The organism is Arthrobacter rhombi (assembly GCF_900163545.1).
Classification (GTDB): Bacteria; Actinomycetota; Actinomycetes; order Actinomycetales; family Micrococcaceae; genus Arthrobacter_H; species Arthrobacter_H rhombi_A.
This window is the reverse complement of sequence record NZ_FUHW01000038.1, coordinates 1-26,959: the sequence shown is the minus strand read 5'-3', so window position 1 is coordinate 26,959 and position 26,959 is coordinate 1. Positions and strand designations below refer to the sequence as shown.

The window sequence follows — 26,959 nt, the reverse complement described above, 5'->3', positions numbered from 1 at the left end:
GCTACTGGATGGAGTCTGCCTCCGCAGTTTTCCGGTCCCGCCGTGACGTGGCCGGACCACCCAGTGTCCGCAGGGCGTTGGCGATGGCCAACACGTCCACGACCTCCTGCGCCAGGGCCCCGAATAAGGCAGGAAGGGCACCGGTGGCGGCATAAAGCATCAGTCCCACGGAGAGCAGGATCCCGATCCAAATGGATTGCAGTGCCACCTTCACGGTGCGCTGGCCGATCTCCACCGCCGTGGCGGCGACCGAGACGTCATCAATCATGATGACGACGTCGGCGCTTTCGGAGGCAGCGGTGGCCCCGTTCACACCCATCGCGATCCCGACGTCGGCGGCAGCCAGGACGGGGGCGTCGTTGATTCCGTCGCCGACCATCATCACCGGTCGGTGCGGTAGCTGCCCGACAAGGTCGACTTTCTGTCCCGGGTGCAGTTCGGCCCAAACGTCGGTCAATCCCACGCGTCGTGCCACGTCCTGCGCTGTCGCGGCAACGTCGCCGGTGAGCATGACCCGCTCCGTGACTCCTGCCCGTTCCAGCCGCACCATCATCTGCGCTGCCTCCTGGCGCAACGGGTCGCTCATCACGAGCATCCCGGCGTGGACGCCGTCGACGGCCAGATAGACACCAGCTTCTCCCGCGTGGATGGCCCCGGGGGCGAATCCGGTGCTCTTTTCGGCGATCCACCGCGGTTTTCCCACCAGCACCCGGTGTCCGGCGACGGTGCCGCTGATGCCTTCGGTCGCCATTTCGGTGGCGTCCTGCACCGGGTGCAGGGCCATCCCCCGGTGGCGGGCGGCCTGCGTGATGGCCGGGGCGAAGGCGTGGGTGGAATAGGCCTCCAGCGAGGCCGCCAGTTCCAGCAACCGGTCGGCGTCGAGCCCCGATGCGAGATCCGGTACGACGGCGACGCGCACCAGGCGCGGAGTGCCGGTGGTCAGGGTCCCGGTCTTGTCGAATGCAGCGGTCTTCACCCGGGCGAGGCGTTCCAGGGTGCCGCCGTCCTTCACGATCGCCCCCTGGCGCGCCGCCTGGCTCATCCCGCCCATCAGGGCCACCGGGGCGGCGATCAACAGCGGACAGGGGGTGGCCACGACCAGGACCTCGGCGAAGCGCACCGGATCTCCGGAAAGCCACCAGGCCAGCCCGCCCACCAGGTAGGCAAAGAGTGTGAAGGGGACCGCATACCTGTCGGCCAGACGTACCAGGGGCGCCCGGGATTCCGCAGCCCCCTGGACGAGGGCAACGATCCGGGCGTATTGCGAGTCCGCGGCGGTGGCGGTGGCCCGCAGTGCAACCGCCACCGTGCCATTGACGGCACCCGAGGGCACCGGTTCACCCGCTGCCCGGGTCACCGGCAGGGATTCGCCGGTCACCGCGGATTCGTCGAAATCGGCGGCCCCCTCCACCAGGGTCCCGTCCACCGGAACGACGGTGGACGGGCGCAGCAGCACCACGTCTCCGGCGGCGATGTCCTCGAGGGGGACAGCGGAGACGGTCCCGTCGGGGGACAGTAGCTGGGCGGTGCGCGGTACCCGGTCCAGCAGACCGGTCAGTTCGCGTTGCGAGCGGTGCTGGGCGGCGTCCTCCAGCCCCTCTCCCCCGGTCAACATCAGGCAGATCACCAGTGCTGCGTGGTATTCACCGACGCTCACGGTGGCCACGATCGCCGTCAGGGCGAGCACATCGATCCCCCAGTGTCCACGCATCAGGTCCTTGACCATGTCCACGAAAACCGTTGCGGCCACGACCAGGGCGAACACGGACGCGACGAGGCGCGCCGGCCCATCGAGGCCTGTGATGTTCAGCCCGACGGTCAGCAATCCGAACCCGATGGTGGCCCCAGCTAGCGGGTACCGCCTCAACAAACGAAGAATCACCATGCCCTAGTCATAGCCTGTTGTCCTCGGGAGTTCCATGACGTCGATGGGACAACGTTTTCTTGGCGTCATCGGGCACCGATAAACTTCGGTGATGACCAGCCAGCAATACATCGTGACTCTCTCCTGCGCCGACCAGCCGGGCATCGTGCATGCCGTTTCCGGCGCCCTCTTGGAGGCCGGCTGCAACATCACCGAATCCCAGCAATTCGAAAGCCCCGAATCGGGGTCCTTCTTCATGCGCGTTGCCGTGTCCACCGGTGCCGGGCTGGACGAGGTCAAGGCGCCCCTGGCCGCCGTGGCCTCTCGTTTCGCCATGGAACTCTCCGTCCACCCCGAAGCCCAGCCGCTGCGCACCCTGATCATGTGTTCTACAGCGGGCCACGCCTTGAACGACTTGCTGTATCAGCAGCGCGCCGGCTCCCTGCCCATCGAGGTCCCCCTCATCGTCTCCAACCACCGGGAACTGGCCCCGATGGCGGAGTTCTACGGGGTGGGGTTCCTCCACCTGCCGGTCACCCCCGGCACCAAGGCCGAGGCCGAAGCCCGGTTGCTGGAGCTGGTGGCCGAACACGACATCGAATTGGTGGTTTTGGCCCGTTACATGCAGATCCTCTCCGATGACCTGTGCCGCGGGTTGGCCGGACGGGCGATCAACATCCACCATTCGTTCCTGCCCTCCTTCAAGGGGGCCAGGCCCTACCATCAGGCCCATGCCCGGGGCGTGAAGATGATCGGGGCCACGGCGCACTTCGTTACCGCCGACCTCGACGAGGGGCCGATCATCGAACAGCAGGTCATCCGGGTCAACCATTCCCAGACCCCCGGCCAATTCGTTGCCATGGGACGCAACGTCGAGGGAAGCACGCTGACGCAGGCCGTGCAGTGGGCCGCCCAACGGCGGATCCTGCTCGACGGGCGCCGAACCGTGGTCTTCAACTAGCGCGCGCCGGCCCCGGGCTTTGTAGACTCGGGCCATGACACACATCATCACGATTGATTCCAACACCCCCCAGGTCTCCGCGACGGCCTTCACCGCCCCCACGGCCACACTGAGCGGGGACGTGGTCCTCGGCGAGCGCGCCAGTGCCTTCTACGGCGTTTCGGTGCGCGGGGATTCAGCGCCGATCCGTATCGGAGACGACACCAATCTGCAGGACAACGTCGTCGTCCATGCCGACACGGGTTTCCCCACCACGGTGGGCACCGGGGTCTCCGTCGGCCACTCCGCCGTCATCCACGGCTGCACGATCGACAACGGATGTCTGGTCGGCATGAGTGCCACCGTCATGAACGGCGCCCACATCGGTGAACAGTCCCTCGTGGCTGCCGGCGCCCTGGTGCTCGAGGGCACCGTCGTTCCGCCGCGTTCTTTGGTGGCCGGAGTTCCGGCCAAGGTCCGCCGCGAACTCAGTGACGAAGAGGTCGACTCGCTGCGCACCAACGCCGAGCACTACCTGGTGCTGGCCGAGAAGCACCGTATTGCCAACGCCGGCTGATGCTGGTGGCATGAGCCGATTGCCGGGCCATGAGCATCATGCCAAGCTGGTGGCATGAGCCACCGTTTCCCCACCCCTCCCTGCGCAGAGCCCGACGCCGGATCACCGCTGCTGGCAACGGGCCGCCCCATTTCCTGGGGGGTGGTCTCGACGGGGCGGATCGCCGAGACGGTGGTCGCCGATTTGGCCCTGCTGGAGGACGCGACCTTGCAGGCGGTCAGTTCCCGTGATGGCGACCAGGCTGCCGCTTTCGCCACCCGGCACGGTTTCGTGGACGGCTATGGGCCCCACGACGGGCTCTCGGGCCACGAACGACTGTTCGCCGACCCTGCCGTTGAGGCCGTCTATATCGCCACCCCGCATGCCCAGCACTTCGCCATCGCCCGGGACGCCTTGCGGGCCGGCAAGCATGTGCTGTGCGAGAAGGCGCTGACCATCAACGCCTCGGAGGCCGCCGAGTTGGTGGCGTTGGCCAGGACCCGCGGCCTGTTCCTGATGGAAGCTGTGTGGACCCGCTTCCTGCCGTCCGTCCACCGGGCCCTGGACCTCATCGACGCCGGCGAAATCGGAGACATCGCCTGGATCCGCGCCGACCTCGGCTTCCCGGCGAACTACGACAAGACATGGCGCCTGTTCGACCCGGAAGCAGGTGGCGGTGCGCTGCTGGATCTGGCGGTCTATCCGCTGACCTGGGCGCTCGGAGCCCTGGGCTTCCCCCAGTCGGTCCAGGCGGTGGGGACGCTGAACGACGACGGGGTGGACACCCAGGAGTCGCTGACCCTCACCTATGGTTCGGGCGCCCAGGCCCAACTGCTCTGTTCGTTGAACGGCGCCGGTCCCCGCGAGGCGGTCATCTCGGGCAGCACGGGTTTCCTGCGCATTGCCGGCCCGCTGAACAACCCAGCCTCTTTCGAGGTCCACCCCCTCGACGCGGAGCCACGGACCGAGACTTTCGAAACGGTGGGCGGCAACTACGTCTATGAACTCCGTGAGGCCACGCGTTGCATCCAGCAGGGGCTGACCGAGAGCCCGACGATGTGCTGGGCGGATTCGGTGGACACCCTGCGCCTCTTCGACGGGGTGCGCAACCAGCTGGGGGTCAGCTACCTCAACGACCGTGGACGCTAGGCCAACCAGCAGTGGGTCCGTGCGGGCAGGCATGCATCCGTATACAGATGACCAATGCCCCAGTACGCTCAGGCCATGGGAGCAGAAGTCAGGAAGAAGACCTTCACCCGGGCGCAACGAACCCGGTACCGTGAACGCCTGAACGAAAACCTCGAGACCTTCGAGGACTTCCTCTCGAACGGGCATTTTGCCGCCTCGGGGACCATCGGCGTCGAACTGGAACTGAACCTCGCCAACGAGGATTTCACCCCGGCCATGCGCAACACGCAGGTGTTGGAATCGATTGCCGACGAGGCCTTCCAAACCGAGATCGGTGCCTTCAACATCGAACTGAACCATCCGGCCTTGGATGTGTCCGGACGTGGACTCCGCGAACTGGAGGAAGGCCTCCGAGCCCAGCTCAACCATGCCGACGCGAGGGCCGACGAGGTCGGGGCAGATTTGTTGATGACCGGCATCCTGCCCACCCTGCGTCCGGAGCAGTTGCAGGACCCCGACTGGATGAGTACCGGCAAACGGTACGCCGCCCTGAACACCTCGGTGCTGCAGGCCCGTGGTGAGGATGTCCTGATTGACATCTCCGGCCAAGAACGCCTCAGGTTCTATGCCCCCACGATCGCCCCGGAGGCCGCCTGCACCTCGGTCCAATTGCATGTCCAATTGAGCCCAGCCGAATTCGCTCCGGCGTGGAATGCCGCCCAGATTATTGCCGGACCGCAGATCGCCCTGGCCGCCAACTCCCCGGTGTTCCTGGAACGGGTGTTGTGGCATGAGACCCGTATCGAATTATTCAAGCAGTCGATCGACACCCGGGCCCCGGAAATGCGGGCCCAGGGCGTCCGGCCCCGCGTCTGGTTCGGCGATCGGTGGATCACCTCGATCTTCGACCTCTTCGAGGAAAATGTGCGCTATTTTCCGGCGCTGCTGCCCGAACTTGCTGGACGCCGTCCCCAAAAGACGAAGGCCGGGGCCCCCTATCTGCACGAGCTCAGACTGCATAATGGGACCGTTTACCGCTGGAACCGCCCCATCTACGACCCGGGTGTCGAGATCCCTAACCTCAGGTTGGAAAATCGGTTGCTCCCGGCAGGCCCTTCCGTCCTGGACACGGTGGCCAATGCCGCGTTCTTCTTCGGGTTGGTGCGCCGACTGCGCACCTCCCAACGCCCGTTATGGTCCCGGATGGCCTTTGGCACGGCAACGGAAAACTTCCTGGCCTGCGCCCGCGATGGGCTCCATGCCACCGTCTACTGGCCCGGGGTCGGGGAGATCCCGGTATCCGAACTCATCGTGCGCCACCTCATCCCGCTGGCCGCCGAGGGCTTGGCAGATCTGGGTGTCGAGGATGCCGTGGCGGCCCGCTATCTCGACGTGCTGCGTGAACGCGCCCGTACCGAGCAGAACGGCGCACTGTGGCAGATACAGAGCCTCGAACGACTCGAAGAGCGCGGACTGGATCGTCGCCATGCCCTGGTGGAGATGACCCGCCTGTATTGGGACCATATGCATCATTCGGGTCCGGTCCATGAATGGCCGTTGCCTTAAGGAAGGGTAGCCCCACCCTTCTTGACGTAACCCTCCGTACACAGATGATCTGTTTTCCATTTTTTGCGTTTACTTCTTGACGGCAACGATTCCGTATTGCAGACTTTTCTCCATGCAAGAAACGAGAGCTGGATCACAAGCGGGTCGAAGGAGTCCCGGGTCGCAGTCCGCGCTGCGCCATCTGAACCAGCAACGTCTGATCGATTGCCTGCTCGCCGGCCCCGCCACCCAGGCCGAACTCTCCCGGCAGACCGGGCTGTCCACGGCCACCGTCTCCAATATCGTGAAGTTCATGCAGGCCTCCGGCCTCGTCGACACCGAGCCCACCACCAGTTCGGGACGCCGAGCCCTGAACGTGCGACTCCTCAACGACGGGGCCATCGGGGTCGGCATCGACTTCGGCCGTCGCCACCTGCGCGTGGTCTTCGCCTCGCTGAATTACCACATCATCGCCGAGAGAACGATCATTCTCCCCCTCGGGCACCAGGGCGAAGAAGGCATCGCCGCAGCAGCTCGGCTCGTCACCGAACTGCTGGCCGAGAACAACCTCCACCGCAGCACCCTGATCGGTGCCGGCGTGGGCATCCCCGGCCCCATCGACCGCCGCAGCGGAACGGTCGCCCAGGGAGCCATCCTGCCCGAATGGGTGGGACTGAACCTGCAGGAACGTATCGAAGAAGTCCTCGACGTCCCCGTCATCGTCGATAACGACGCCAACCTCGGGGCCTTGGCCGAAGTGACCTGGGGTCCGCATAACGGGGTGGATAACCTCGTCTTCATCAAAATCGGTTCAGGCATCGGCGCCGGTTTGATCATCAACGGCTCCCCCTACTACGGAAATATCGGCATCACCGGGGAAATCGGCCATGCGACCGTGCAGCAACACGGCTCGATCTGCCGTTGCGGTAACCGCGGCTGCTTGGAAACCGTCGCCTCCACCACCATCATGTCGACCCTGCTGGCCGGGGCCGAACATCCCCCCCAGACGGCCGAAGACATCGTCGCGCAGGGACGCGGCGGCGGTTCGGCGGTTCTCCGCGTCCTGGACGACGCCGGCATGGCGGTCGGGCAGGAACTGGCCAATATCGCCAACCTGCTCAACCCCGAAGTCATCGTCGTGGGCGGCCCCTTGACCGGTCTGGGCGATCTCTTGCTGGAACCGATCAGACGCGGTCTGCACCGCCACGCCGTCCCGATCGTCGGAGACAGCACCACCGTCGTCATGTCATCACTGAGTGAACGGGCAGAATCCCTGGGAGCCGCGGCATTGGCCTTCCAGCATGTGGGGATCCGCGCCCCCTGGACTCCTCGGCGGTCAGCGACCGGCGAGCCTCAAAGAATCCTCTCGACTATCCACTGGAAGGCCCCTGGGCACCATGCACACACCACCTGCCGGGCAGCACGCCCCGAATCTGCTGGAAATGCGTTCGATCACCAAGGAGTTCCCGGGCGTCAAGGCCCTGGACGCCGTCAGTCTGAACGTGCGCGTCGGAGAGATCCACGCGGTCTGTGGGGAGAACGGCGCCGGGAAATCGACGCTGATGAAGGTCCTCTCCGGGGTCTACCCACACGGAACCTACACCGGGGACATCCACTATCAGGGAAAAGTCCAGGCCTTCCGCACCATCAATGCCAGCGAAGAGGCCGGCATCGTGATCATCCACCAGGAACTCGCCCTGATCCCCGAGCTGAGCATCATGGAGAACATTTTCCTGGGTAACGAGCCCACCCGTTTCGGGATGATCGACTGGTCCGCGGCGCGTCTGCGGTCGATGGATCTGCTGGCCAGGGTGGGATTGAGCGATGATCCCGACACCCCCATCAAGGAGATCGGCGTCGGCAAACAACAACTGGTGGAGATCGCGAAGGCACTGAATAAATCGGTGAAACTGCTCATCCTTGATGAGCCGACGGCCGCGTTGAACGAATCCGACTCCCAGCACCTGCTGGATCTGATCCGCGGGCTCAAGGGCAGGGGCATCACCTCGATCATCATTTCGCATAAGCTCAACGAGATCGAACAGGTGGCTGATTCCATCACGATCATTCGTGATGGACGCACCATCGAAACCCTGGACGTCCAGGCCGACGGGGTCAACGAGGACCGCATCATCAAGGGGATGGTCGGTCGGACCCTGGAATCACGGTTCCCCGAGCACAGTGCAGAAGTCGGGGAGACCTTCTTTGAGGTCTCCCACTGGAACGTCGGCCACCCCCAGATCCAGGACCGGATGGTCTGCAAGGACTCCAGCTTCTTCGTCAAGCGGGGTGAGATCGTCGGTTTCGCCGGGCTCATGGGTGCCGGGCGCACCGAACTGGCCCGCTCGATCTTCGGTCGTTCCTACGGACGCTACCAATCCGGGACCCTGACGATGAACGGCCAACACCTTGAATTGCGCACTGTCGCCCAGGCCATCCGTGCGGGCCTCGGCTATGTGACCGAGGACCGCAAGAGCCTCGGGTTGAACCTGCTGGACGACATCCAGGAAACCACCGTCTCGGCGAACCTGGCCAAGATCAGCAAGCACCAGGTGGTGGACCGGGACCGGGAATTCGAGGTCGCCGAGTACTACCGCAAGGCCCTGCGCATCAAGACCCCCTCGGTGCAGGAAGGCGTCAGCAAGCTCTCCGGCGGCAACCAACAAAAGGTCGTCCTGGCCAAATGGATGTTCACCGAGCCCGACCTGCTCATCCTCGACGAACCCACCCGTGGCATCGATGTGGGAGCCAAATTCGAGATCTACGGGATCATCCAACAACTGGCGAAGGCCGGCAAGGGAGTCATCGTGATCTCCTCCGAACTGCCCGAACTACTCGGTCTCTCCGACAGGATCTACACGATCTTCGAAGGAGCCATCACCGGGGTGGTGGACCGCGAGGAAGCCACCCCCGAGAACCTGATGCGCCTGATGACCTCGGCCCGTCAACCGGCCTGATCCCTCCGCCCCTTCTCCTCACTTACCCGCACCCGCGAACCAAGGAACACAACATGAACGCGATCAAGCAGCTCTTTGGCGGAAACACCCGCCAATTCGGCATGATCTTTGCCCTGGTGGCCCTGGTGGTCTTCTTCCAGATCATGACCGAAGGCGTGACCCTGACCTCCGGCAACCTGATGAACCTACTCAACGGCAACGCCTATATCCTCATCCTGGCCATTGGCATGGTGCTGGTCATCATCGCCGGGCACATCGACCTCTCGGTGGGTTCGATCGCCGCCTTCGTGGGCGTCACCGTCGCCATAGCGATCCGCGACTGGGGGCTTCCCGCCTGGGCAGGGATCCTGTTGGGCCTGGCCCTGGGCGTGGTGATCGGGGCGTGGCAGGGCTTCTGGGTCGCCTATGTCGGGATCCCCGCTTTCATCGTGACCCTGGCGGGCATGATGCTCTTCCGCGGGCTGAACCAGTTCGTGGGCAAATCCAACACGATCCCTGTCCCCGAAGACTTCCAGTACATCGGTGCCGGCTACCTCAAGGAGATCGGGCCCAACACCGGCTATAACAACCTCACCCTCCTCCTCGGCCTGTCCACCGTCGCCCTGGTCGTCATCATGTCGCTACGTGGTCGTGCCAAGGCCCTCCGACTCGGCGCCCTGGTGCCGCCCTTGTGGGTGCAGGTCACCAAGCTGACCCTGATCAGCGCCGCCATCCTCTACGCCACGTATCTCTTTGCCACCGGCAGGCCGGGGACCTCGTTGCCGATTCCGGGCATCATCCTGATCGGCCTGGTGATCATCTACGGCTTCATCTCCTCACGCACGGTCTTCGGCCGCCATATCTACGCCGTCGGCGGCAACCGCCATGCAGCCGAGCTCTCCGGCGTCCGCTCCAAGAAGGTCAACTTCCTGGTCATGATGAACATGGCGGTCCTCGCCGGTCTGGCCGGCATGATCTTCGTCGCCCGCTCCACCGCTTCGGGTCCCTCGGATGGCAACATGTGGGAGCTGGACGCGATCGCCGCGGTCTTCATCGGCGGTGCGGCAGTGACCGGCGGTGTCGGGACCGTGGTCGGTTCGATCATCGGCGGCCTGGTCATGGCCGTGCTGAACAACGGCCTGCAGCTGCTCGGTGTCGGCGCCGATGCCACCCAGATCATCAAGGGTCTGGTGCTGCTGGCGGCCGTCGCCTTCGATGTCTACAACAAATCCCAGGGCAAGCCCTCCATCACGGGTCTGCTGACCCGGGGGCTGTCCTCCCGCAACCGTCCCGCGGACGATGAGCTCCCCTCCACTCCGGAGAAGGTCTCGACCTCTGCCTGACACCTTCCATCCGGCTCCACCCGCACCATCAGAAAGAGAAACCAATGAAGATCATGGGCAAAGCAACCAAGTTCGCCGCGGTGACGGCGATCGCCGCGCTGGCATTGACCGGTTGCGGCCGGCAGGATGCCGGGGCCGACGCCGCCGGGGAATCCGCCTCCGGCTTCGACGAGGGAGCCACCATCGGTGTCGCCCTGCCGCAGAAGACCAGTGAGAACTGGGTCCTGGCCGAGAACCTGTTCAATAAGGACCTCAAGGACAAGGGCTTCAAGCCCGACGTACAGTTCGCCAACAGCGGCGTCGCCGAACAGCAGAACCAGATCAACGCCATGATCTCCAAGGGCGCGAAGGTCATCATCGTCGGTGCCATCGACGGAGCCCAGCTGGGCAACCAGCTCAAGGCCGCCAAGGAAGCCGGGGCCACCATCATCGCCTACGACCGGTTGCTGCTGAACACCCAGGACGTCGACTACTACGTCGCCTACGACAACTTCAAGGTCGGCCAGCTGCAGGGCCAGGCCCTGTTGGACGGGTTGAAGGAGAAGAAGGGCAAGGCCCCCTACAACATCGAGCTGCTCGCCGGCTCCCCCGACGATGCCAACGCCCAGGTCTTCTTCGACGGTGCCATGGACGTGCTGAAGCCGGCCATCAAGGACAAGACGGTCACCGTGGCCTCGGGGCAGCAGAAGTTCGAGCAGGCAGTGACCCAGGGCTGGAAAGCGGAAAACGCACAGAAGCGCATGGACACCCTGCTCACCGGCACCTACACCGGCTCCAAGACCCTCGACGGGGTCCTCTCCCCCAATGACACCCTGGCCCGCGCCGCCCTGACCTCGGTCAAGGCGGCCGGCAAGGACGTTCCCGTGGTGACCGGGCAGGACTCCGAGGTCGAATCGGTGAAGTCCATCATGAAGGGCGTGCAGTACTCCACCATCAACAAGGACACCCGTGCCCTGGTGGAGCATTCGGTCACCATGGTCCAGGACCTGCAGCAGGGCAAGGAGGTCGAGGTCAACGACCCCGACTCCTACGACAACGGGACCAAGGTCGTCCCGGCGTACCTGCTCAAGCCGCAGATCGTCACCCAGAAGAACGTCAAGGAAGCCTACGTGAACGATCCGGTGCTGGGCCCGCTCACGAAGTAGCGGACCCCCGCTGAAACACAGGGAGGACGACGACGGCACCCGTCGTCGTCCTCCCTTCCCCTGTTGAAGGGGTGCTGGGGCGATCTCTAGTGCGAACGGGAGCTGCTGCGCCGCCAGATCGCCGCCAAGATCGCTCCCGAGACGTTATGCCAGACGGAGAACACGGCGCCGGGCAGGGCTGCTTCGGGCGCGAAATAGGTCTTGGCCAGGCCGGCGGCCAGCCCCGAGTTCTGCATCCCCACCTCGATGGCCATGGTTCGGCGGGAAGGGATCGGCAACCCGAAGAGCCGTGCGGCGCCGTAGCCGACCAGGTAGCCCAGCCCGTTGTGCAGGATGACAGCCGCCAGGATGAGCAGCCCGGCGCTGAAGATGGCCTCCGCGCTACCGGCGACGACGGCGATGACCACAAAGGTGATCGCCAAGACCGAGACCCAGGGCAGTGCCGGCAGGATGGCGGCCACCCACCGCGGGGCGAAGGTGCGCACGATCAGGCCCAGCACCACCGGGATCAAAACGATCTGCACGATCGAGACGGCCATCGACCCGGCGGCGACGGGAAGGTACTGTCCGGCCAGCCAGAGGGTCAGCAGCGGGGTGAAGATCGGGGCGATCAGCGTCGACACGCTGGTCATCGTCACCGATAGGGCAACATCGCCCTTGGCGAGATAGGTGACCACGTTCGACGAGGTCCCTCCCGGGGCGCAACCCACCAGGATGACCCCCGCCGCGAGCGCCGGCGGCAGCCCCAGCAGCGTGGCGACCCCCAGCCCGAGTAGCGGCATGATCACGTATTGGGCGATCACCCCCAACAGCACCGGCAACGGTTGGCGCACCACCAGGGAGAAGTCGGGCAGGGTCAGGGTCAGGCCCATTCCGAACATGATGAGCATCAGCCCCGGGTTGATCAGCGGAGCCAGCCCGGTGAAGGGGGCCGGGAAGAACAGGGCCACCGCCCCACCCGCGAGAATCAACAGGGGGAACAGGGTGACCGCGATCCGGGCACTGCGTTCTTCGGCGGGGTTCGCCGTCCCCGCAGGCTCGATCGTCGTCGTTGACCGTGCATGCGGCCCGTGGGGTCCTTCAGGTGTGCTTGACATGGAAACCATCGTTCCAAACCTCCTCCCGAGCCCGATAATTATGACTTGGGGTGGCCAGTGTGTCCCACGCCACCGCAGGGCAGGGCTCCCCTGCTTTAGGCTGGTGGGGCATCCCGCGCATCAGCGTGGTCCGCCGCGCTCCCGCCATCACCGGGTGCCGGTGCCCCAGCACCTGTCGAGGAAGTCCCACCCATGCCCGTAGTCCCCCGTCCCGCACGGCCGGCATCGATCGCCGCGTCCCTGCTCGCCACCCTTCTCGTCCTGACCGGTTGCGCCGGTTCGGGTGATCCCGGAGGTTCGGCCGCCGATGACACCCCGGTCGAGGGTGGGACCTTGGTGTATGCCTCGGGCGACGCCGAACCAACCTGCCTGGACCCGCATGTGGGTGGGAACTATCCGCAGGCCTTATTGGCCGGCCAGTACCTCGAAACCCTCTACACCAAGGACGACGACGGAAAGATCGTCCCGTGGCTGGCCTCCGGGGCCGAACCTTCCCAGGACGGACTGACGTGGACTCTTTCACTGCGCGAGGGCATCAAATTCACCGACGGGACCGCACTGGACGCTGCCACGGTGAAGGCCAATATCGAACATCTGCAGGACCCCGACACCGCTTCCTCCACCGGTTATTTGGCGGTGGCGAAAATCAAGACCATGGACGTCGTGGATGACTCAACCCTGAAGTTGCACCTTTCAGCCCCGGATTCGGCCCTGTTGGAATCGTTCTCCATGCCCTGGGTCGCCATCGAATCCGGGAAGGCGCTGAAGCGCAGCCAGGCCGATAATTGTGCCTCCCCCGTGGGCACCGGTCCCTTCACCGTGAAGAAGTGGACCAAGCAGGACTCCGTCGAGCTGACCCGCAACGAGGACTACCAGGTCCCGGTGGATACCGCCGAGCATGCGGGGCCAGCCCATCTGGAGGCCATCACCTGGAAGTTCATCCCCGAGGCCGCCACCCGTTATGCCGCCCTCCAATCGGGCACGGTGGACATGATCGACAATGCCCAGCCCGATACCATCAAGGCCGCCGAGGACGCCGATACCATCGGTCACCTCGATGCCCCGCGCCCGGGCGCCTCGAACCGCATCGAGCTGAACTCTTCCCGGGCCCCGTTCAACGACGAGAAGGTTCGCGAGGCCTTCATCCGCGCGGTGGACGTCGAGGACGGGCTCTCCTCGTTGTTCTTTGACACGGCAGAGCGCTCCTTTTCGGCGCTGTCCAGCGTCGAACCGATGGGCTACTCGGATGAATCCGCCTTCACGCAGGATCCCGAACACGCCAACCGGCTGCTCGATGAGGCCGGCTGGACCGACCGCGACGGGCAGGGGTACCGCAGCAAGGATGGCCAACGCCTGTCACTGACTTTCCCGGTGAGCACCAACCAGTCGGTTCCGGCCGAACAGTCACTTTTCCAGCAATTGCAGGCCACGGCGAAGGAGGTCGGCTTCGAGGTCAAACTCGACCTGCTGGACCTCTCCAGCTGGTACGACGTCCTGGGCGAAAATCACTACGACCTGGTCAGCGCCCCGTATACGAAGGTCGGCCCCGACGTGCTGTCCATCCTCTTCCATTCCTCCAATACGGTCCCTGCCCCGTCGGGCTATTTCGCCAACCATGCCCAGATCAAGGACCAGCAGCTCGATGCCCTGTTGGAGGAGGCCAGCGCCACCACCGACGCCGACCAGCGCCAGGCCAAGTACACCGAAGCGCAAAAGATCGTCCTGGAAGGCCACTACATCCTGCCCCTGTATGACCAGCAGAACCACTTCCTGTACAGCACGGATCTGCACGACGTCGGGGCGATGACCGCGGTGGCTTCCCCGACGTTCCACGACGCCTGGTTAGCGAACTAGGAACGACGCCGGAGGATGGCCGGGCAGATGATAGCGGACTCCACATTCGCCGGACGCCCCAGCCGGGGCGCCGCGACCTGGTGGCGCCCCGCTGGTCTCTGGCTGGCTCGCCGTGCCGGTTCAGCGGTCTTCGTGCTCTGGGCGGTGGCCACACTGATCTTCGTCGCCATCCGCCTCATCCCCGGCGACTCGGCGGAGGCGATCATGGGTGGGCCGGGTTCGCAGGCCTCCGCCGAAGCCCTCGAAGCAGCCCGCACCGAATACGGACTCGACCGGCCCGTGGGGGTTCAATACCTGACCCTCTTGGGGCATCTGGCCACCGGGAACCTGGGGACCTCGTATTCGCTGAAGGTCCCGGTCATCGACGTTTTGACCGCCCAACTGCCCGGAACGCTGGGCTTGGCCGCCGGCGCCTGGATCGTGGCGTGGCTCATCGCGTTGGGGCTCGCCCTCTATTCGGGGTTGGGCGGCCGGGGCGCGGCCGCCGTCGGCTCGGCCCTGGAAATCGCTGCGGCCTCGGTACCTCACTTCTGGCTCGGATCGGTCCTGGTGCTGCTCCTCTCCAGCGCGTGGCGGTGGCTGCCACCGGTCAGCAACGGTACGGCCGCCGGGCTCATCATGCCGATCGTCACCCTGGCGCTGCCCCTGGCGGGTTTTTTGGGCCAGGTCATGCGTGAGTCGATGGCGACCGCGCTGAACTCCCCCTTCGCGCTCTCGGCCCGCGCCCGCGGAGAGTCCGAGGCCGGCGTCGTCCTCCGTCATGCCCTGCGCCATGCCGCGCTGCCCGGGGTGGCGCTCTCCGGCTGGGCGTTGGGGTCCCTGGTCTCCGGAGCCGTCGTGGTGGAATCGATTTTCGCCCGCCCCGGGTTGGGGCGCACCCTGCTCGAGGCAGTCACCCTGCGCGATGTCCCGCTGGTCACCGGGGTCGCCTTGGTTTCGGCACTGGCCTACGTGGTGGTCATGGCCCTGTCGGATCTGGCCGAACGGGCCATCGACCCGCGGATCCGGACGAGGTGAGCGCCATGCCGTCCTCCACCACGACCCCGCGGGGTGCTGCCCTGCGCCGCGGGCTGCGCCCGGGTCTCCTGCTGCCGGTCATCGCCGCGGCCACCGCGTTCTTCCTGGTCCTCGCCGCGCTCGTGCCCTGGTGGTTGGCTCCCACCGACCCGTTGGCCATCGACCCGGGTGCCGCCTTCTCCAGCCCCTCTCTCTCCCACTGGTTGGGCACCGACGAATCGGGTCGGGACATTTATTCGCGCATCGTGCACGGGGCCAGGCCCTCGCTGCTCATCGGGGCCGCAGCCACCGGTTTGGGCTTGGGGTTGGCGCTGGTGCTGGGTCTGGCCTCGGGTCTGGGCGGACGCTGGCTCGACGCAGGAATCGGGCGCATCGTCGAGGTGATGCTCGCCCTGCCCGGACTGCTCCTGGCCCTGGTGTTCATCGCCCTCGCCGGGCCGGGAGTGTCCACCACGATCATCGCCGTCGGACTGACCACGGCTCCCGGCTATGCCCGCATCATCCGCTCCCAAGCCAGATCCCTGCGCGGTTCGGCCATGATCGAGGCGGCCCGGGTTCTGGGCCACCATCCGGCCCGGATCCTGGTGCGGCATCTGCTGCCCAACGCGCTCGGGCCTGTTCTGGTGCTGGCCACCTTGGGCGTCGGCCAAGCGGTGATCTGGGCTTCGGCCTTGAGCTTCCTCGGCCTCGGTGAGGCACCGCCTGCCCCCGAATGGGGGGCCATGCTCGCCGCCGGACGCACCTACCTGGGCTCTGCCTGGTGGATGACCTTCTTCCCGGGCCTGGCCATTGTCGCCACGGCGGCGGCCAGCACCGTCCTGGGCAGATCCCTTCAACGCCGGGCGGTGGGCGCATGAGCGGGCCACCAGTCCTGCGGGTCGAGGGACTCCAGGTCGGATTCGGCGGCACACAGGTGGTGCACGACGTCGATCTGGAGGTGCGGCGGGGCGAATGCCTGGCCCTGGTGGGAGAATCAGGTTCGGGGAAATCCGTGACCGCCCGGGCCCTGCTGGGCCTGACCGGCGGCGCCTCCCGGGTGAGAGCCCACCGGATGGAGTTCGACGGCACGGCACTGCCCGCCGCCAACAGCCGGCAGTGGCGCCGCCTACGCGGACCCCGGATCGGGCTGGTCCTGCAGGATGCGCTGGTCTCGCTGGACCCCTTGCGGACGATCGGCCGGGAAATCGACGACTCCCTGCGCCTCCACACTTCCTTGTCGGTCGCGGCCCGGGGCCGTCGGGTCGCCGAATTATTGGAATCGATGGGGCTGCACACCGACGATGCCGGGCGGCGGGCCGGGGAACTCTCCGGCGGCATGCGCCAGCGCGCGCTCATGGCCTCAGCCATGGCGTTGGATCCGGATCTGCTCATCGCCGACGAACCCACCACCGCCCTCGACGCCGAATCCCAAGCCCAGGTCCTTGAGGTGTTGGGCGGATTACGGGCCGGGGGTTCGTCGCTGCTGCTGATCAGCCACGATCTGGCGGTGGTCTCCTCGGTGGCTGACCGGGTGGCCGTCATGCGTCAGGGCAGGATGGTTGAGCAGGGGCCCACCTCCAAGGTCCTCTCCCAGCCGGAGCACGAGTACACCAAAATGCTCCTGCGCGCCGTCCCCGCAGGTCGTCCCCGCGGCACCCGGCTTTCGGTGGCGGTGGAGGAACCGGCCGCCACCACCGCGTCAACGAAGCTGTCGCCGCCGGAGGTGCCGGCAGTGTTGCCACCGGTGTTGGAGGCACGGAACCTTTCAAAATCCTTCACCCTGAAGGGCGGCGAAAAGTTCAGGGCCGTCGACGATATCAGTCTGCGGGTGGAGCCCGGGCGGACGCTGGGGCTGGTGGGCGCCTCCGGTTCGGGCAAGAGTACGACGGCGAGGATCCTGTTGGGGTTGGAGGAGCCCGAGGACGGGAGTGTCGAGCTTTTCGGTGAGCCCTGGGTGCCGGGGAAGGAAGCCGGCCGCAGGCCCCGTCGACCGCTGCTCGGGGCCGTGTACCAGGACCCGTTGAGTTCCTTTGATCCACGCCGCAAGGTCGGTGCCATCTTGGCCGATGCCCTCTCCGCCAGGTCCGCCGCTGTCGGTTGGGGCGCCGAGGATCCGGCCTCCTTGCTGGAGCTGGTCGGGCTTGAGCCGGCACTGGCCCGAAGGCATCCGGGAACGCTTTCCGGCGGGCAACGCCAACGCGTCGCGATCGCCAGGGCCTTGGCTCCGGGGCCGCGGGTACTGATCTGCGATGAGCCGGTGTCCTCCTTGGACGTCTCGGTGCAGGCCAGGATCCTTGACCTGCTCGATGACCTGCAGGCCAGGTTCGGGCTGGGGTATCTGTTCATCTCCCACGATTTGGCCGTCGTCAGGCATGTCAGCGACCGGTTGGCGGTGATGCATCACGGCAGGATCGTCGAAGCCGGGGGCACCGAGGAGATCTTCGCCAACCCGCAGGACCCCTATACGCGGGCCCTTTTGGCGGCCTCGCCCACGTTGCGCACCAGCTAGGCCACCGCTGCCCGGTCGGCCTCGGCAGCAGTCGCGGGGCCCCCGGCACCACAAACGGCGCGTGGCCCGATGATGTGCATCGGGCCACGCGCCGTCGTGGTCTTGCCGGGGGCCATCGGCAGGGCCGGTGGCGACCGCGTCAGCCGAGCTTGGAGACCAGTGACTCCAGGACCCGGTTCAGCGTGGCCGAGGGGCGCATGGCCGTCTGGGCCTTCTCATCGGAAGGACGGTAGTAGCCGCCCAGTTCCACGGGCGAGCCCTGGACGCCGAGGAGTTCGGCGTTGATGTCATCCTCGTGGGTCGCGAAGTCCTTCGCGATCTCGGCGAAAGCCGCGGCCAGCTCGGCGTCCTCTTCCTGCCGGGCCAGTTCCTGGGCCCAGTACATGGCCAGGTAGAAGTGGCTGCCCCGGTTGTCGAGTTCCCCGACCTTGCGCTTGGGCGACTTGTCCTGGAGCAGGAAGGTCCCGGTGGCCGCGTCCAGGGTGTCGGCCAGCACCTGGGCGCGGGCGTTGGACGTGGAGGTGGAGAGGTGGGCGAAGGATTCGGCCAGGGCCAGGAATTCTCCGAGCGAGTCCCAGCGCAGGTGGTTTTCCTGCAGCAGCTGCACCACGTGCTTGGGTGCCGAGCCGCCGGCGCCGGTTTCGAACAGGCCGCCACCGTTGATGAGCGGGACCACCGACAGCATTTTCGCACTGGTGCCCAGCTCGAGGATCGGGAACAGGTCGGTCAGGTAGTCGCGCAACACGTTGCCCGACACCGAAATGGTGTCCTCGCCCCGACGCAAACGTTCCAGGGTGTAGGCGGTGGCCTCGATCGGGGCCATGATCTTCAGCGTCAGACCCTCGGTGTCATGATCGGCCAGGTAGTCGTTGACCTTGGCGATGAGGTTGCGGTCGTGGGCACGGGTCTCGTCGAGCCAGAAGATCGCCGGGGTCTCGGAGGCGCGGGCGCGCGTGACGGCCAGCTTGACCCAGTCGCGGATCGGGAGGTCCTTGGTCTGGCAGGCGCGCCAGATATCGCCCTGTTCGACCTGGTGCTCGATGATGACCCGGCCTGCGGAGTTCACGACCTGCACGGTGCCGGCTCCGGTGATTTCGAAGGTCTTGTCGTGGCTGCCGTATTCTTCGGCCGCCTGGGCCATGAGCCCGACGTTGGGGACGGTGCCCATGGTGGTCGGGTCGTAGGCGCCGTTGGCACGGCAATCCTCGACGACCGTCTGGTAGACGCCGGCGTAGGAGCTGTCCGGGAGCACTGCCAGGGTGTCGTGTTCGCCGTCGTCCGCTCCCCACATATGGCCCGAGGTGCGGATCATGGCCGGCATGGAGGCGTCGACGATGACGTCCGAGGGGACGTGCAGGTTGGTGATGCCCTGGGTCGAATCGACCATGGCGATTCCCGGACCGTTGGCCAGCCCGTCCTCGATGTCGGCCTTGACGCCGTCGCGCACCGTCTCGGAGAGGTCGTCGAGTCCGCCGAGGATGGCTGCCAGGCCGTTGTTGGGGCTCAGGCCTGCCGCTTCGAGGTCCTCACCGTAGGTGGCGAAGAGGTCGGGGAAGAACGCCTTGACGACGTGGCCGAAGATGATGGGGTCGGAGACCTTCATCATGGTGGCCTTCAGGTGGGCGGAGAAGAGCACGCCTTCTTCCTTGGCGCGGGCTACCTGCTCGGCCAGGAAGGTATCGAGTTGCGCTGCCGACATGAAGGTTCCGTCGATGACCTCGCCTTTGAGGACTCCGAAGGCCTTCTTCAGGACCTTCACGGTTCCGTCTTCGGCGGTGAAGCGGATCTCGATCTGGTCGTCGGCCTCCATGACCACCGATTTCTCGTTGGCCCGGAAGTCCCCGCCGTCCATGGTGGCGACGTTGGTCTTCGACTCCGCGGACCAGGCGCCCATGGAGTGCGGGTATTTACGGGCGTAGTTCTTCACCGACAGCGGGGCCCGGCGGTCCGAGTTGCCCTCACGCAGTACCGGGTTCACCGCGGAACCCTTGATGCGGTCGTAGCGTGAACGGATATCGGTTTCCTCATCGGAGGACGGGTTGTTCGGGTAGTCGGGCAGGGCGTATCCCTGCGACTGCAGTTCGGCGATGGCCGCCTTGAGCTGCGGCATGGAGGCGCTGATATTGGGCAGCTTGATGATGTTCGCCTCGGGCGTCTGGGCCAAGGCACCGAGTTCGGCCAACGCATCACTTTGGCGCTGGTCCTCGGTCAGGAAGTCACCGAAGAGGGCGATGATGCGGCCGGCCAGCGAAATATCGCGGGTTTCGATTTCGACGCCGGCGGTCGAGGCGAAGGCTTCGACGACGGGCAGGAAGGAATAGGTGGCCAGCATCGGCGCTTCGTCGGTGTGGGTGTAGATAATCTTTGCCATGGGTGAGGCATCTCCCTGAAGGTCAACGGTTTGGGGAGATCAACGTGATGATCTCAACGTATCCAACTTACCCGAGAGGGCCCGTGAGCCCATATTCCTCGGAGGCGAACGACGGCGCCGGCATCCCGCTCCAACCGGGGTGGCGACGCCGTTCCCGGTCCGGGAAGGACCGGACCGCCCGGGTACTACTCTTCCTCTGGTGCGCTCGCGTCAGGGGTGTGCTTCAGCGAGGTGATCTTCCAGGCGCCGTCGTCGTACGTGCCGGTCACCGTGTAGGTGGTGCCTTCGGCATCCCATTCGGTTTCTTCGACGACCTCGCCGTCCTTGTCCAGGACCTTTTTGGCGTCTTCCATATAGGGCACCACGGCGCTGAGCTGGCCGTCCTGGTCGGCCTTGCCCACGGCGACCACGTCCTGCGGCTTGGGCTGCCCGCCCTCGATCGTGCCTTCGTCGTCGTAGACGTGGGCGATGGCCCCGGCGGCCTTCTCGCATTCGGCGCAGTCCTGCGTGACCGCGAGCATGTCATCGGTTTTGCCGGTCTGCAGGGCGTAGGACATGGCCTCGTAGTAGTAGTACGTCGTCGCCGAGAGTCCGTCGGCGCCTTCGGCCTTCATCTGCTCGTTGGTCTCCGGCGCCGGGATCGCCGCCTCGGTCGAGGAGGCGGCGGAGGACGAATCGGCTGCCGGTTCACCGGCGGCGCAGCCGGCCAAGGCCAGGGAAGCTGCAGCGACGGCGATACCGGCGCCCAGGACGTGGGGGAACTTCATATGCGATGACTCCAGAAGTGGTGATGGTCGTTGCCGACGGGCGCCGTGGCGTCCGTCACCGCCACCATATCCCGTTGCCTCAGGCCACCAGTTGTGGGATGTGCCACATTCCGCGGTTTCCACGACTCCTCCGTGTCCGAGCTCACAGCAGTCGGTATGATGTTCCAGTCCTCGGGTCTTCTTCGAGGCACCAACGAACGAAGGACGGCATACATGCCCGAGGCGGCATTGGCGATTGATGGCGGGCAAACGGGCATCCGTGCCCAAATAGTCCAGGCAGATGGCATGGCCCGTCCCGACCACCAGGTTCTGGAATTCAGGGGCATCCTCACCGACCGGCCGTTGGCCCCCCAAATCGCCGATGTGGTCGCCCGGGCCCATGAAGCCTCGGGCCACGATTTCCTGACGGTCTCCGCAGGTTTATCGGGGCTCACCGATGGCGAAGGCCTGGCTCCGGCCCTGCTGGAAGCCACCACCGGATACGGTGTGACCTCGGTCTACATCACCCACGACTCGGTCAGTTCCTACCTCGGCGCTTTGGGTGACTCCCCCGGCGCCGTCGTCGCCTCCGGGACCGGAGCCGTCACCTTGGCCGTCGGCGCCACCGACGTCGTGCGCATCGATGGTTGGGGCTACATCATGGGTGACGCCGGAAGCGGGTATTGGATGGGCCGAGCGGCCTTCGACGCGGTGATGCGTGACTTCGACGGCCGTGGCCCCGCCACGGCACTCACCGAGGTCGTGCGTGCCGACTTCCCTGATCTGCCCCAGGCCTACGTTGAACTCCAACGCGACCCGGACCGCATCAGCCGCACCGCCGCCTACGCCGCCGCGGTGGCCCGGCTGGCCGAGAGCGACGCGGTGGCCCGCCGTATTTGTGATGATGCGGCCCAGGAATTGGCCTTGGCGGTGGCCACCGGGCTGCGCCGGGTGGGCGAGGACCAGGCCGAGTCCCCTGCCGTCTGCTTTTTGGGTGGGGTCCTTCGGGGGGAACGGGTCCGCAGCCAACTCATTTCCCGACTGGCCGGGCTGTGGCCGCATCTGCAGGTGCGCGAGCCGGCGGCCACCTCACTTCAGGGGGCCGCACTGCTGCCGTTCCTCACCCCGGATTCGGCGCTGGCGCACCAGGTGTTGACGGCCCGGAGCTAGAATCCGCTCCGGCGCAGGCGTACCCGGGGGCGCTCCCGCTGGACGGCTCTTTGCTCCGGCCGCACCGCGTTGATCTCACGCAGCATCTCGTGCTCGGCACGACTGGCCGCAGGACGCCGTGCGGCCCGGAAACGGTGCACGACCCACCAGATGCCGCCGACCAGACCCACAGCACCAATGAGCAGGCCCAGGGCCAAGTTCGCTGACTCTTCTCCGGTGGTTTCTGCAGCAGCCAGCAGGCCACTGGCAATAGTGATGAACATCTTCCCCCCAGCTGTTGTTGCGCCGGCCCTTCCGGACCTGGCTAGATGCCCCCGCGGCGGACCGGCCGCACGGTCGTCTGGTCGTTGACGACCTTCTGTTCGGGGCGGACCCCGTTCATTTCACGGAGCCTCTCGTGTTCTTCACGGCTGGCTGCTGGGCGGCGTGCCACCAGGTAGCGTCGCAGAAACCATCCGGCGGCGCACAGGACGATGATGGCCCCGACCACTAGTCCGACGATGAGATTGCCCGTGTCGTTTCCGCTCGCTTCTGCTGCTGCTCATCCTGCTGCAGTGATGCTGAACATGACGCCCCCTTCGGATCTGCGTTCATTTCAGCGTACGTCTCAGGAGCGAACGGGGCACCCCCATCGAGGATGATTTCGGGCGGGATACCTCCCCGGATACGGCAGCGGCCGGTCCCCTGGCTCGAGGGGCCGGCCGCTGGCGATCTGCTGACGGTGTTGCTGCGGTTCCTAGTGGAAGAAGTGCCGGGCCCCGGTGAAGTACATGGTGATCCCCGCGGCATTGGCCGCAGCGACGACTTCCTCGTCACGGATTGAACCGCCGGGATGAACGACTGCCTTGACCCCGGCGTCGAGCAGGATCTGCAACCCATCGGCGAAGGGGAAGAAGGCGTCGGAGGCGGCCACGGCCCCGCGAGCCCGTTCGGGTGACAGGGCGCCGGCGGCAGTTCCCGAGGCACCTCCGGCGGCATCGACATCCGATTCGACGGCCACCCCCAGGGTGTTCGCGCGTTCCACGGCCAACTTGCAGGAGTCCACCCGGTTGACCTGGCCCATGCCGACACCGACGGTGGCCCCGCCACTGGCGAGCAGGATGGCGTTGGACTTCGCGGCGCGGATGGCTCTCCAGGCGAAGTTCAGATCGGCCAGCGTGGCCGTGTCGGCTGCGGGGCCGGCAGCCAGTGTCCAGTTCGCCGGGTCGTCGCCGGCCGCGTCGATCCGATCCGAGGCCTGCAGGAGCATGCCGCCCGAAATCTGCTGGTACTCGACGTCGTCCCGTTCGTACCCGGCCGGCAACTGCAGCAGCCGGATGTTCTTCTTGGCGCTGAGGATCTCCAACGCTTCGGGCTCGAATCCGGGGGCAATAACGACCTCGGTGAAAATGGACTTGATGGTTTGGGCCATCCCTGCCGTGACGGTTCGGTTCGCGGCGATGACTCCCCCGTACGCGGAGACCGGGTCGCAGGAGTGGGCCTTGCGATGCGCATCGGCGATCGGGTCGGCGGCGTTGGCGGAGGCCACGGCGACGCCGCAGGGGTTGGCGTGCTTGACCACGGCCACCGCCGGCTCGGCGAAGTCGAAGGCCGCCCGCAGGGCAGCGTCGGCGTCAGTGAAGTTGTTGTAGCTCATGGCCTTGCCGTGCAGCTGTTCTGCCTGGGCGATGCCGGCCGGGGCTGCCGTGTCGACATAGAGGGCAGCAGCCTGGTGGGGGTTCTCCCCGTAACGCAGGCTCTCCGCCCGTTCCAGGGCGACTCCGGCGTAGGGAGGGAATTTGGCCGGGGCTTCGTCATCGCCAAACTGGGCTGCCGTCCAGCTGGCGACGGCGTTATCGTAGGCGGCAGTATGGGCGAAGGCCAGTGCGGCCAGGCGCCGGCGGGTTTTCAGGTCGAAGCCTCCTCCTTGGGCTGCCGAGACGACGTCTCCGTAGCTCGAAGGATCCACGACGACGGCGACGGAGGGGTGGTTCTTCGCTGCGGCACGGACCATGGAGGGGCCACCGATGTCGATCTGTTCCACGACGTCGTCCTGACCGGCGCCGGAGGCGACGGTGTCCACGAACGGGTAGAGGTTCACCACGACCAGGTCGAAGGGTTCGATGCCCATATCGGTCAGCTGATCCATATGCTCGGGCAGACGGCGGTCGGCCAGGATGCCTGCGTGCACCCGTGGGTGCAGGGTCTTCACCCGCCCGTCCAAGCATTCCTGGAATCCGGTGACCTCCGATACCTCCGTCACCGGGACACCGGCGGCAGCGATCTTCTTCGCGGTCGAGCCGGTGGACACGAGGGAAACGCCCGCGGCATGGAGGCCACGGGCGAGGTCTTCGAGTCCCGTCTTGTCGTAGACGGAAATCAGTGCACGGCGAAGAGGAACACGGTCAAGGACGGTCTGGCTCACAAGGAACTCCCGGGAATCATGGGTTGGGGCGCTTCCAACCCTACCGGCCCGCGGCCTGGCTTTAGGAGACGAGGTCGGGGAAATGACGCGAAAGCTGCTCGGGCGTCAGGCTCCTGCGCAGCAGCGCGTCAGCATGATCGTCATCGGCGACGTAGGCGACGATATCGGCGTTGGGTCCGTGGGCCAGTTCCACCCGCAGGTCGTCGATGACCGCGAGCAGCAGCTCGTAATACCGTCGGATCGTCTCTTCCCAGCCGTTTGATTCGGCGACCCGGGTCAGCGCCTCGCGCCATAGCTCGGCAGCTGACTCGTCAAAGAGTTCCATCGAGCACCAGTGCCATTCGGGCGGATTCCACCGTGCCGAATAGTAGCTGGCCCCGGATTCGGCGGCTTCGCCCTCCGCCTCAAGCTGGGCTAGTTCCCCGTCGACGTCGAACCCGTCGGCATCGTCGTCGTTCTCGGTATCCTCTTCCGAGTCATCGGTGGAATCCTGCGCGTCGTCGGACGGGTCATCGCCGATGTTGAGGGGGTCGGGACCGTCCCCGTCCTCTTCCACTTCCTCGGGCTCGTCGCCGCCACCGAAGTCCTCCTCGACGGAGTCGCCGTCGCGGTCCAACGCCTGTTCGGAGTTCAGGGCCAGCACCGGCAGCTCGATGGGCTCGGCAGGATCGGTGGAGACCCCCGAAAGCGCTAGGGCATAGAACACGTGGTCCGGGTGATGCTCGATCACGTCCCGTGCCTGTCGCAATGCCGATCGCCGGATTGCCTCTTCCAAAGCCGTCCAATCCACTCCCATGACCAGAGCCTACCCCCGTGAGGCGCGGCTGATAAGGCCTTGCTTTTTTGGCTGGGATGGCCTGGGAGTCCCTGCGGGTCCAGACCCTAGAAGAAGTCCATGATCGTGGTGATCAATTGGTAGCCGCCGAGCCAGATGAACAGCACGGCACATATCACCAGGGCGGTGTTGGTGTGCCACCGGTTGCGCCATTCCTTGGGCACCCGGTGGGTGTTCAGCAGCGGCAACAAGGTGATGGCCAGGAAGGGCATGAACATCGAGCCCAGAACACCATAGGCCAGCACCAGGGCGATCGGCTTGCCGATCAGCAGCAGGAGCATCGGCGGGAAGGTCAGCCACAACAGGTAGAAACGGAAGTACTTTCCGTGGGCTTGGGAATCGGGGTGGTCGGATCCCTTCCCGCGGATATTGCCCCAGAAATCGGCGAACATCAGTGAGACGCCGTTCCAGACACCCATGACCGAGGAGAAGGCCGCTGCGAAAAAGCCCACCAAGAAGGCGGCGCCGATGAAATCCCCGTACTTATCCTTGAGCACATCGCTCAGGTCCAGCAGGCCCTTGTCATTGGCATCGAGGGTCACTCCTGCAGCAGCAACGACCTCGGCGCCGACGATCATCATGGCGATCACGAAAATCCCGGTGATGACATAGGCCATGGTGTTATCCAGCCGCATCACCCGCATCCATCCGGGCTTGACCCAGCCCTTCTCACGCAACCAGTAACCGTAGGCCGCCAAGGTGATCGTGCCACCGACTCCACCGGCGAGCGCGAGCGTGTAGAGCACCGACCCCGGGGGCAGACGCGGAACCAGCCCGGCGAGCATGGCCGGAACGTCTGGAACCGCGATGATGGCCAGCCCGACGATCGTGACGAACATCAGTCCGACCAGGACGGCAGTGATCTTCTCGAAGACCGAATACCTGTTGAACCACACCAAGAGCAAACCTGCCAGGCCGGTGCCGATGGCGAAGACGATTTGTGGCACTCCGGGGAACAGCGCGGCCAACGGCAGCGCCGTTGAGGCCATGGCCGAGGCGCCATAGATGAATCCCCAAATGATGATGTAGGGACCGAAATACCAGACGGGCCACCGCCCCAGTGAACGCCAGCCCTCGAAGATCGTCTTGCCCGAGGCCAAGGAATAACGTCCGGCCCCCTCCACCAGGACGATCTTCAGGATGACGCCGACGACCAGCGCCCACAACAGCCCATAACCGAATTTGGAACCGGCCACCAGGGTGGCGACCATATCGGCGGCCCCCACGCCGGTGGCGGCCACGATCAGCCCCGGTCCGATGACCTTCCACTTCTTGGGTGTTTCGAGTTCGGCGTTCTTCTCGGCCGGGTTTTCTGCCATGGCGGCGCCGTCCCTTCGGGCACCCCGTCCGGAGCGCCTGTCGTGCTGCAGTTCACACCTACTGTAGGGCCAGCACTGCAAAGGTGATAGCCATGTCGTCCAGCCCGCCCTCGGCGCACCGGCTAATCTAGGATCCGGGTGGTCCGGCCGGAGGCTGGAGTAGATCCACCCCCCATCTGACCGTCCCCATCCCCCGAGGAC

Annotated in this window: 21 protein-coding genes and 1 pseudogene; 13 read left to right on the top strand and 9 right to left on the bottom strand. The window is 65.8% G+C overall.

Annotated elements, in window-relative coordinates; translation table 11 throughout:
* Position 1: 1 nt before the first annotated feature.
* The gene (locus tag FM101_RS10580) at positions 2–1,885 is read right to left on the bottom strand and encodes a heavy metal translocating P-type ATPase (protein ID WP_086999424.1); all 1,884 of its coding nucleotides are present in this window, start codon (positions 1,883–1,885) and stop codon (positions 2–4) included.
* A gap of 91 nt (positions 1,886–1,976) precedes the next feature.
* On the opposite strand from FM101_RS10580, the gene purU reads away from it, so the two are divergent.
* The 8 genes and pseudogenes from purU to FM101_RS10540 all read left to right on the top strand — a co-directional run bounded on the left by purU (position 1,977) and on the right by FM101_RS10540 (position 11,457).
* Positions 1,977–2,825, top strand: coding sequence for a formyltetrahydrofolate deformylase (gene purU, locus FM101_RS10575; protein ID WP_086999422.1), 849 nt, complete (start codon positions 1,977–1,979; stop codon positions 2,823–2,825).
* 34 nt (positions 2,826–2,859) lie between these two features.
* Positions 2,860–3,381, top strand: a complete 522-nt coding sequence (locus tag FM101_RS10570) for a gamma carbonic anhydrase family protein (protein WP_086999420.1) — start codon at positions 2,860–2,862, stop codon at positions 3,379–3,381.
* Positions 3,382–3,435: 54 nt separating this feature from the next.
* On the top strand, positions 3,436–4,509 hold the full coding sequence (locus FM101_RS10565; RefSeq protein ID WP_086999418.1) for a Gfo/Idh/MocA family protein: 1,074 nt from the start codon (positions 3,436–3,438) through the stop codon (positions 4,507–4,509).
* A gap of 54 nt (positions 4,510–4,563) precedes the next feature.
* Complete coding sequence (locus tag FM101_RS10560; protein ID WP_342744383.1) at positions 4,564–6,054, top strand: glutamate--cysteine ligase; 1,491 nt, start codon at positions 4,564–4,566, stop codon at positions 6,052–6,054.
* Between the two features lie 112 nt (positions 6,055–6,166).
* Positions 6,167–7,348: pseudogene (locus FM101_RS10555) on the top strand (ROK family transcriptional regulator); the annotation flags it as partial.
* Between the two features lie 82 nt (positions 7,349–7,430).
* Positions 7,431–8,990 (top strand): multiple monosaccharide ABC transporter ATP-binding protein, encoded by a 1,560-nt coding sequence (gene mmsA, locus FM101_RS10550; RefSeq protein WP_086999416.1) that lies wholly within the window; start codon positions 7,431–7,433, stop codon positions 8,988–8,990.
* Between the two features lie 53 nt (positions 8,991–9,043).
* Positions 9,044–10,312: a multiple monosaccharide ABC transporter permease gene (mmsB, locus tag FM101_RS10545; protein ID WP_086999414.1), complete on the top strand. Its 1,269-nt coding sequence runs from the start codon at positions 9,044–9,046 to the stop codon at positions 10,310–10,312.
* A gap of 44 nt (positions 10,313–10,356) precedes the next feature.
* Positions 10,357–11,457, top strand: coding sequence for a sugar-binding protein (locus FM101_RS10540; RefSeq protein WP_086999412.1), 1,101 nt, complete (start codon positions 10,357–10,359; stop codon positions 11,455–11,457).
* Between the two features lie 86 nt (positions 11,458–11,543).
* Here the strand turns inward: FM101_RS10540 and FM101_RS10535 are convergent, their stop codons facing one another.
* Positions 11,544–12,554 carry a bile acid:sodium symporter family protein gene (locus FM101_RS10535; RefSeq protein ID WP_086999994.1) on the bottom strand — a complete coding sequence of 337 codons (1,011 nt, stop codon included), beginning with the start codon at positions 12,552–12,554 and terminating at the stop codon, positions 11,544–11,546.
* A 192-nt stretch (positions 12,555–12,746) separates the two neighbouring features.
* On the opposite strand from FM101_RS10535, the gene FM101_RS10530 reads away from it, so the two are divergent.
* From FM101_RS10530 to FM101_RS10515, 4 genes are read left to right on the top strand one after another with little or no spacing between them, the layout of a single operon-like run.
* Complete coding sequence (locus tag FM101_RS10530) at positions 12,747–14,408, top strand: ABC transporter substrate-binding protein (RefSeq protein ID WP_086999410.1); 1,662 nt, start codon at positions 12,747–12,749, stop codon at positions 14,406–14,408.
* A 15-nt stretch (positions 14,409–14,423) separates the two neighbouring features.
* On the top strand, positions 14,424–15,425 hold the full coding sequence (locus FM101_RS10525) for an ABC transporter permease (protein WP_245806686.1): 1,002 nt from the start codon (positions 14,424–14,426) through the stop codon (positions 15,423–15,425).
* A 5-nt stretch (positions 15,426–15,430) separates the two neighbouring features.
* Positions 15,431–16,282: an ABC transporter permease gene (locus tag FM101_RS10520; RefSeq protein WP_086999408.1), complete on the top strand. Its 852-nt coding sequence runs from the start codon at positions 15,431–15,433 to the stop codon at positions 16,280–16,282.
* Positions 16,279–17,913 carry a dipeptide ABC transporter ATP-binding protein gene (locus FM101_RS10515; RefSeq protein ID WP_086999406.1) on the top strand — a complete coding sequence of 545 codons (1,635 nt, stop codon included), beginning with the start codon at positions 16,279–16,281 and terminating at the stop codon, positions 17,911–17,913. Before FM101_RS10520 ends, FM101_RS10515 begins: the two co-directional genes overlap by 4 nt.
* Positions 17,914–18,052: 139 nt before the next feature.
* Here the strand turns inward: FM101_RS10515 and FM101_RS10510 are convergent, their stop codons facing one another.
* Positions 18,053–20,284 (bottom strand): NADP-dependent isocitrate dehydrogenase, encoded by a 2,232-nt coding sequence (locus FM101_RS10510; protein ID WP_086999404.1) that lies wholly within the window; start codon positions 20,282–20,284, stop codon positions 18,053–18,055.
* Positions 20,285–20,469: 185 nt separating this feature from the next.
* Positions 20,470–21,051 (bottom strand): DUF6318 family protein, encoded by a 582-nt coding sequence (locus tag FM101_RS10505; protein WP_086999402.1) that lies wholly within the window; start codon positions 21,049–21,051, stop codon positions 20,470–20,472.
* Between the two features lie 213 nt (positions 21,052–21,264).
* Between FM101_RS10505 and FM101_RS10500 the strand changes: the two genes are divergently transcribed.
* Entirely contained in the window at positions 21,265–22,200 is a 936-nt protein-coding gene (locus tag FM101_RS10500; RefSeq protein WP_179204304.1) for an N-acetylglucosamine kinase, read from the top strand.
* Here the strand turns inward: FM101_RS10500 and FM101_RS10495 are convergent.
* The 5 genes from FM101_RS10495 to FM101_RS10475 all read right to left on the bottom strand — a co-directional run bounded on the left by FM101_RS10495 (position 22,197) and on the right by FM101_RS10475 (position 26,758).
* Positions 22,197–22,463, bottom strand: coding sequence for a hypothetical protein (locus tag FM101_RS10495; RefSeq protein ID WP_086999398.1), 267 nt, complete (start codon positions 22,461–22,463; stop codon positions 22,197–22,199). The two genes, FM101_RS10500 and FM101_RS10495, sit on opposite strands and share 4 nt — an antisense overlap.
* 41 nt (positions 22,464–22,504) lie before the next feature.
* Positions 22,505–22,690 (bottom strand): hypothetical protein, encoded by a 186-nt coding sequence (locus FM101_RS10490; protein WP_086999397.1) that lies wholly within the window; start codon positions 22,688–22,690, stop codon positions 22,505–22,507.
* A gap of 246 nt (positions 22,691–22,936) precedes the next feature.
* Positions 22,937–24,604, bottom strand: coding sequence for a bifunctional phosphoribosylaminoimidazolecarboxamide formyltransferase/IMP cyclohydrolase (gene purH / locus FM101_RS10485; RefSeq protein WP_086999395.1), 1,668 nt, complete (start codon positions 24,602–24,604; stop codon positions 22,937–22,939).
* Positions 24,605–24,665: 61 nt separating this feature from the next.
* Positions 24,666–25,334, bottom strand: a complete 669-nt coding sequence (locus FM101_RS10480) for a DUF4303 domain-containing protein (RefSeq protein ID WP_158225961.1) — start codon at positions 25,332–25,334, stop codon at positions 24,666–24,668.
* Between the two features lie 152 nt (positions 25,335–25,486).
* Positions 25,487–26,758 (bottom strand): Nramp family divalent metal transporter, encoded by a 1,272-nt coding sequence (locus tag FM101_RS10475; protein ID WP_086999391.1) that lies wholly within the window; start codon positions 26,756–26,758, stop codon positions 25,487–25,489.
* Positions 26,759–26,959: the final 201 nt, after the last annotated feature.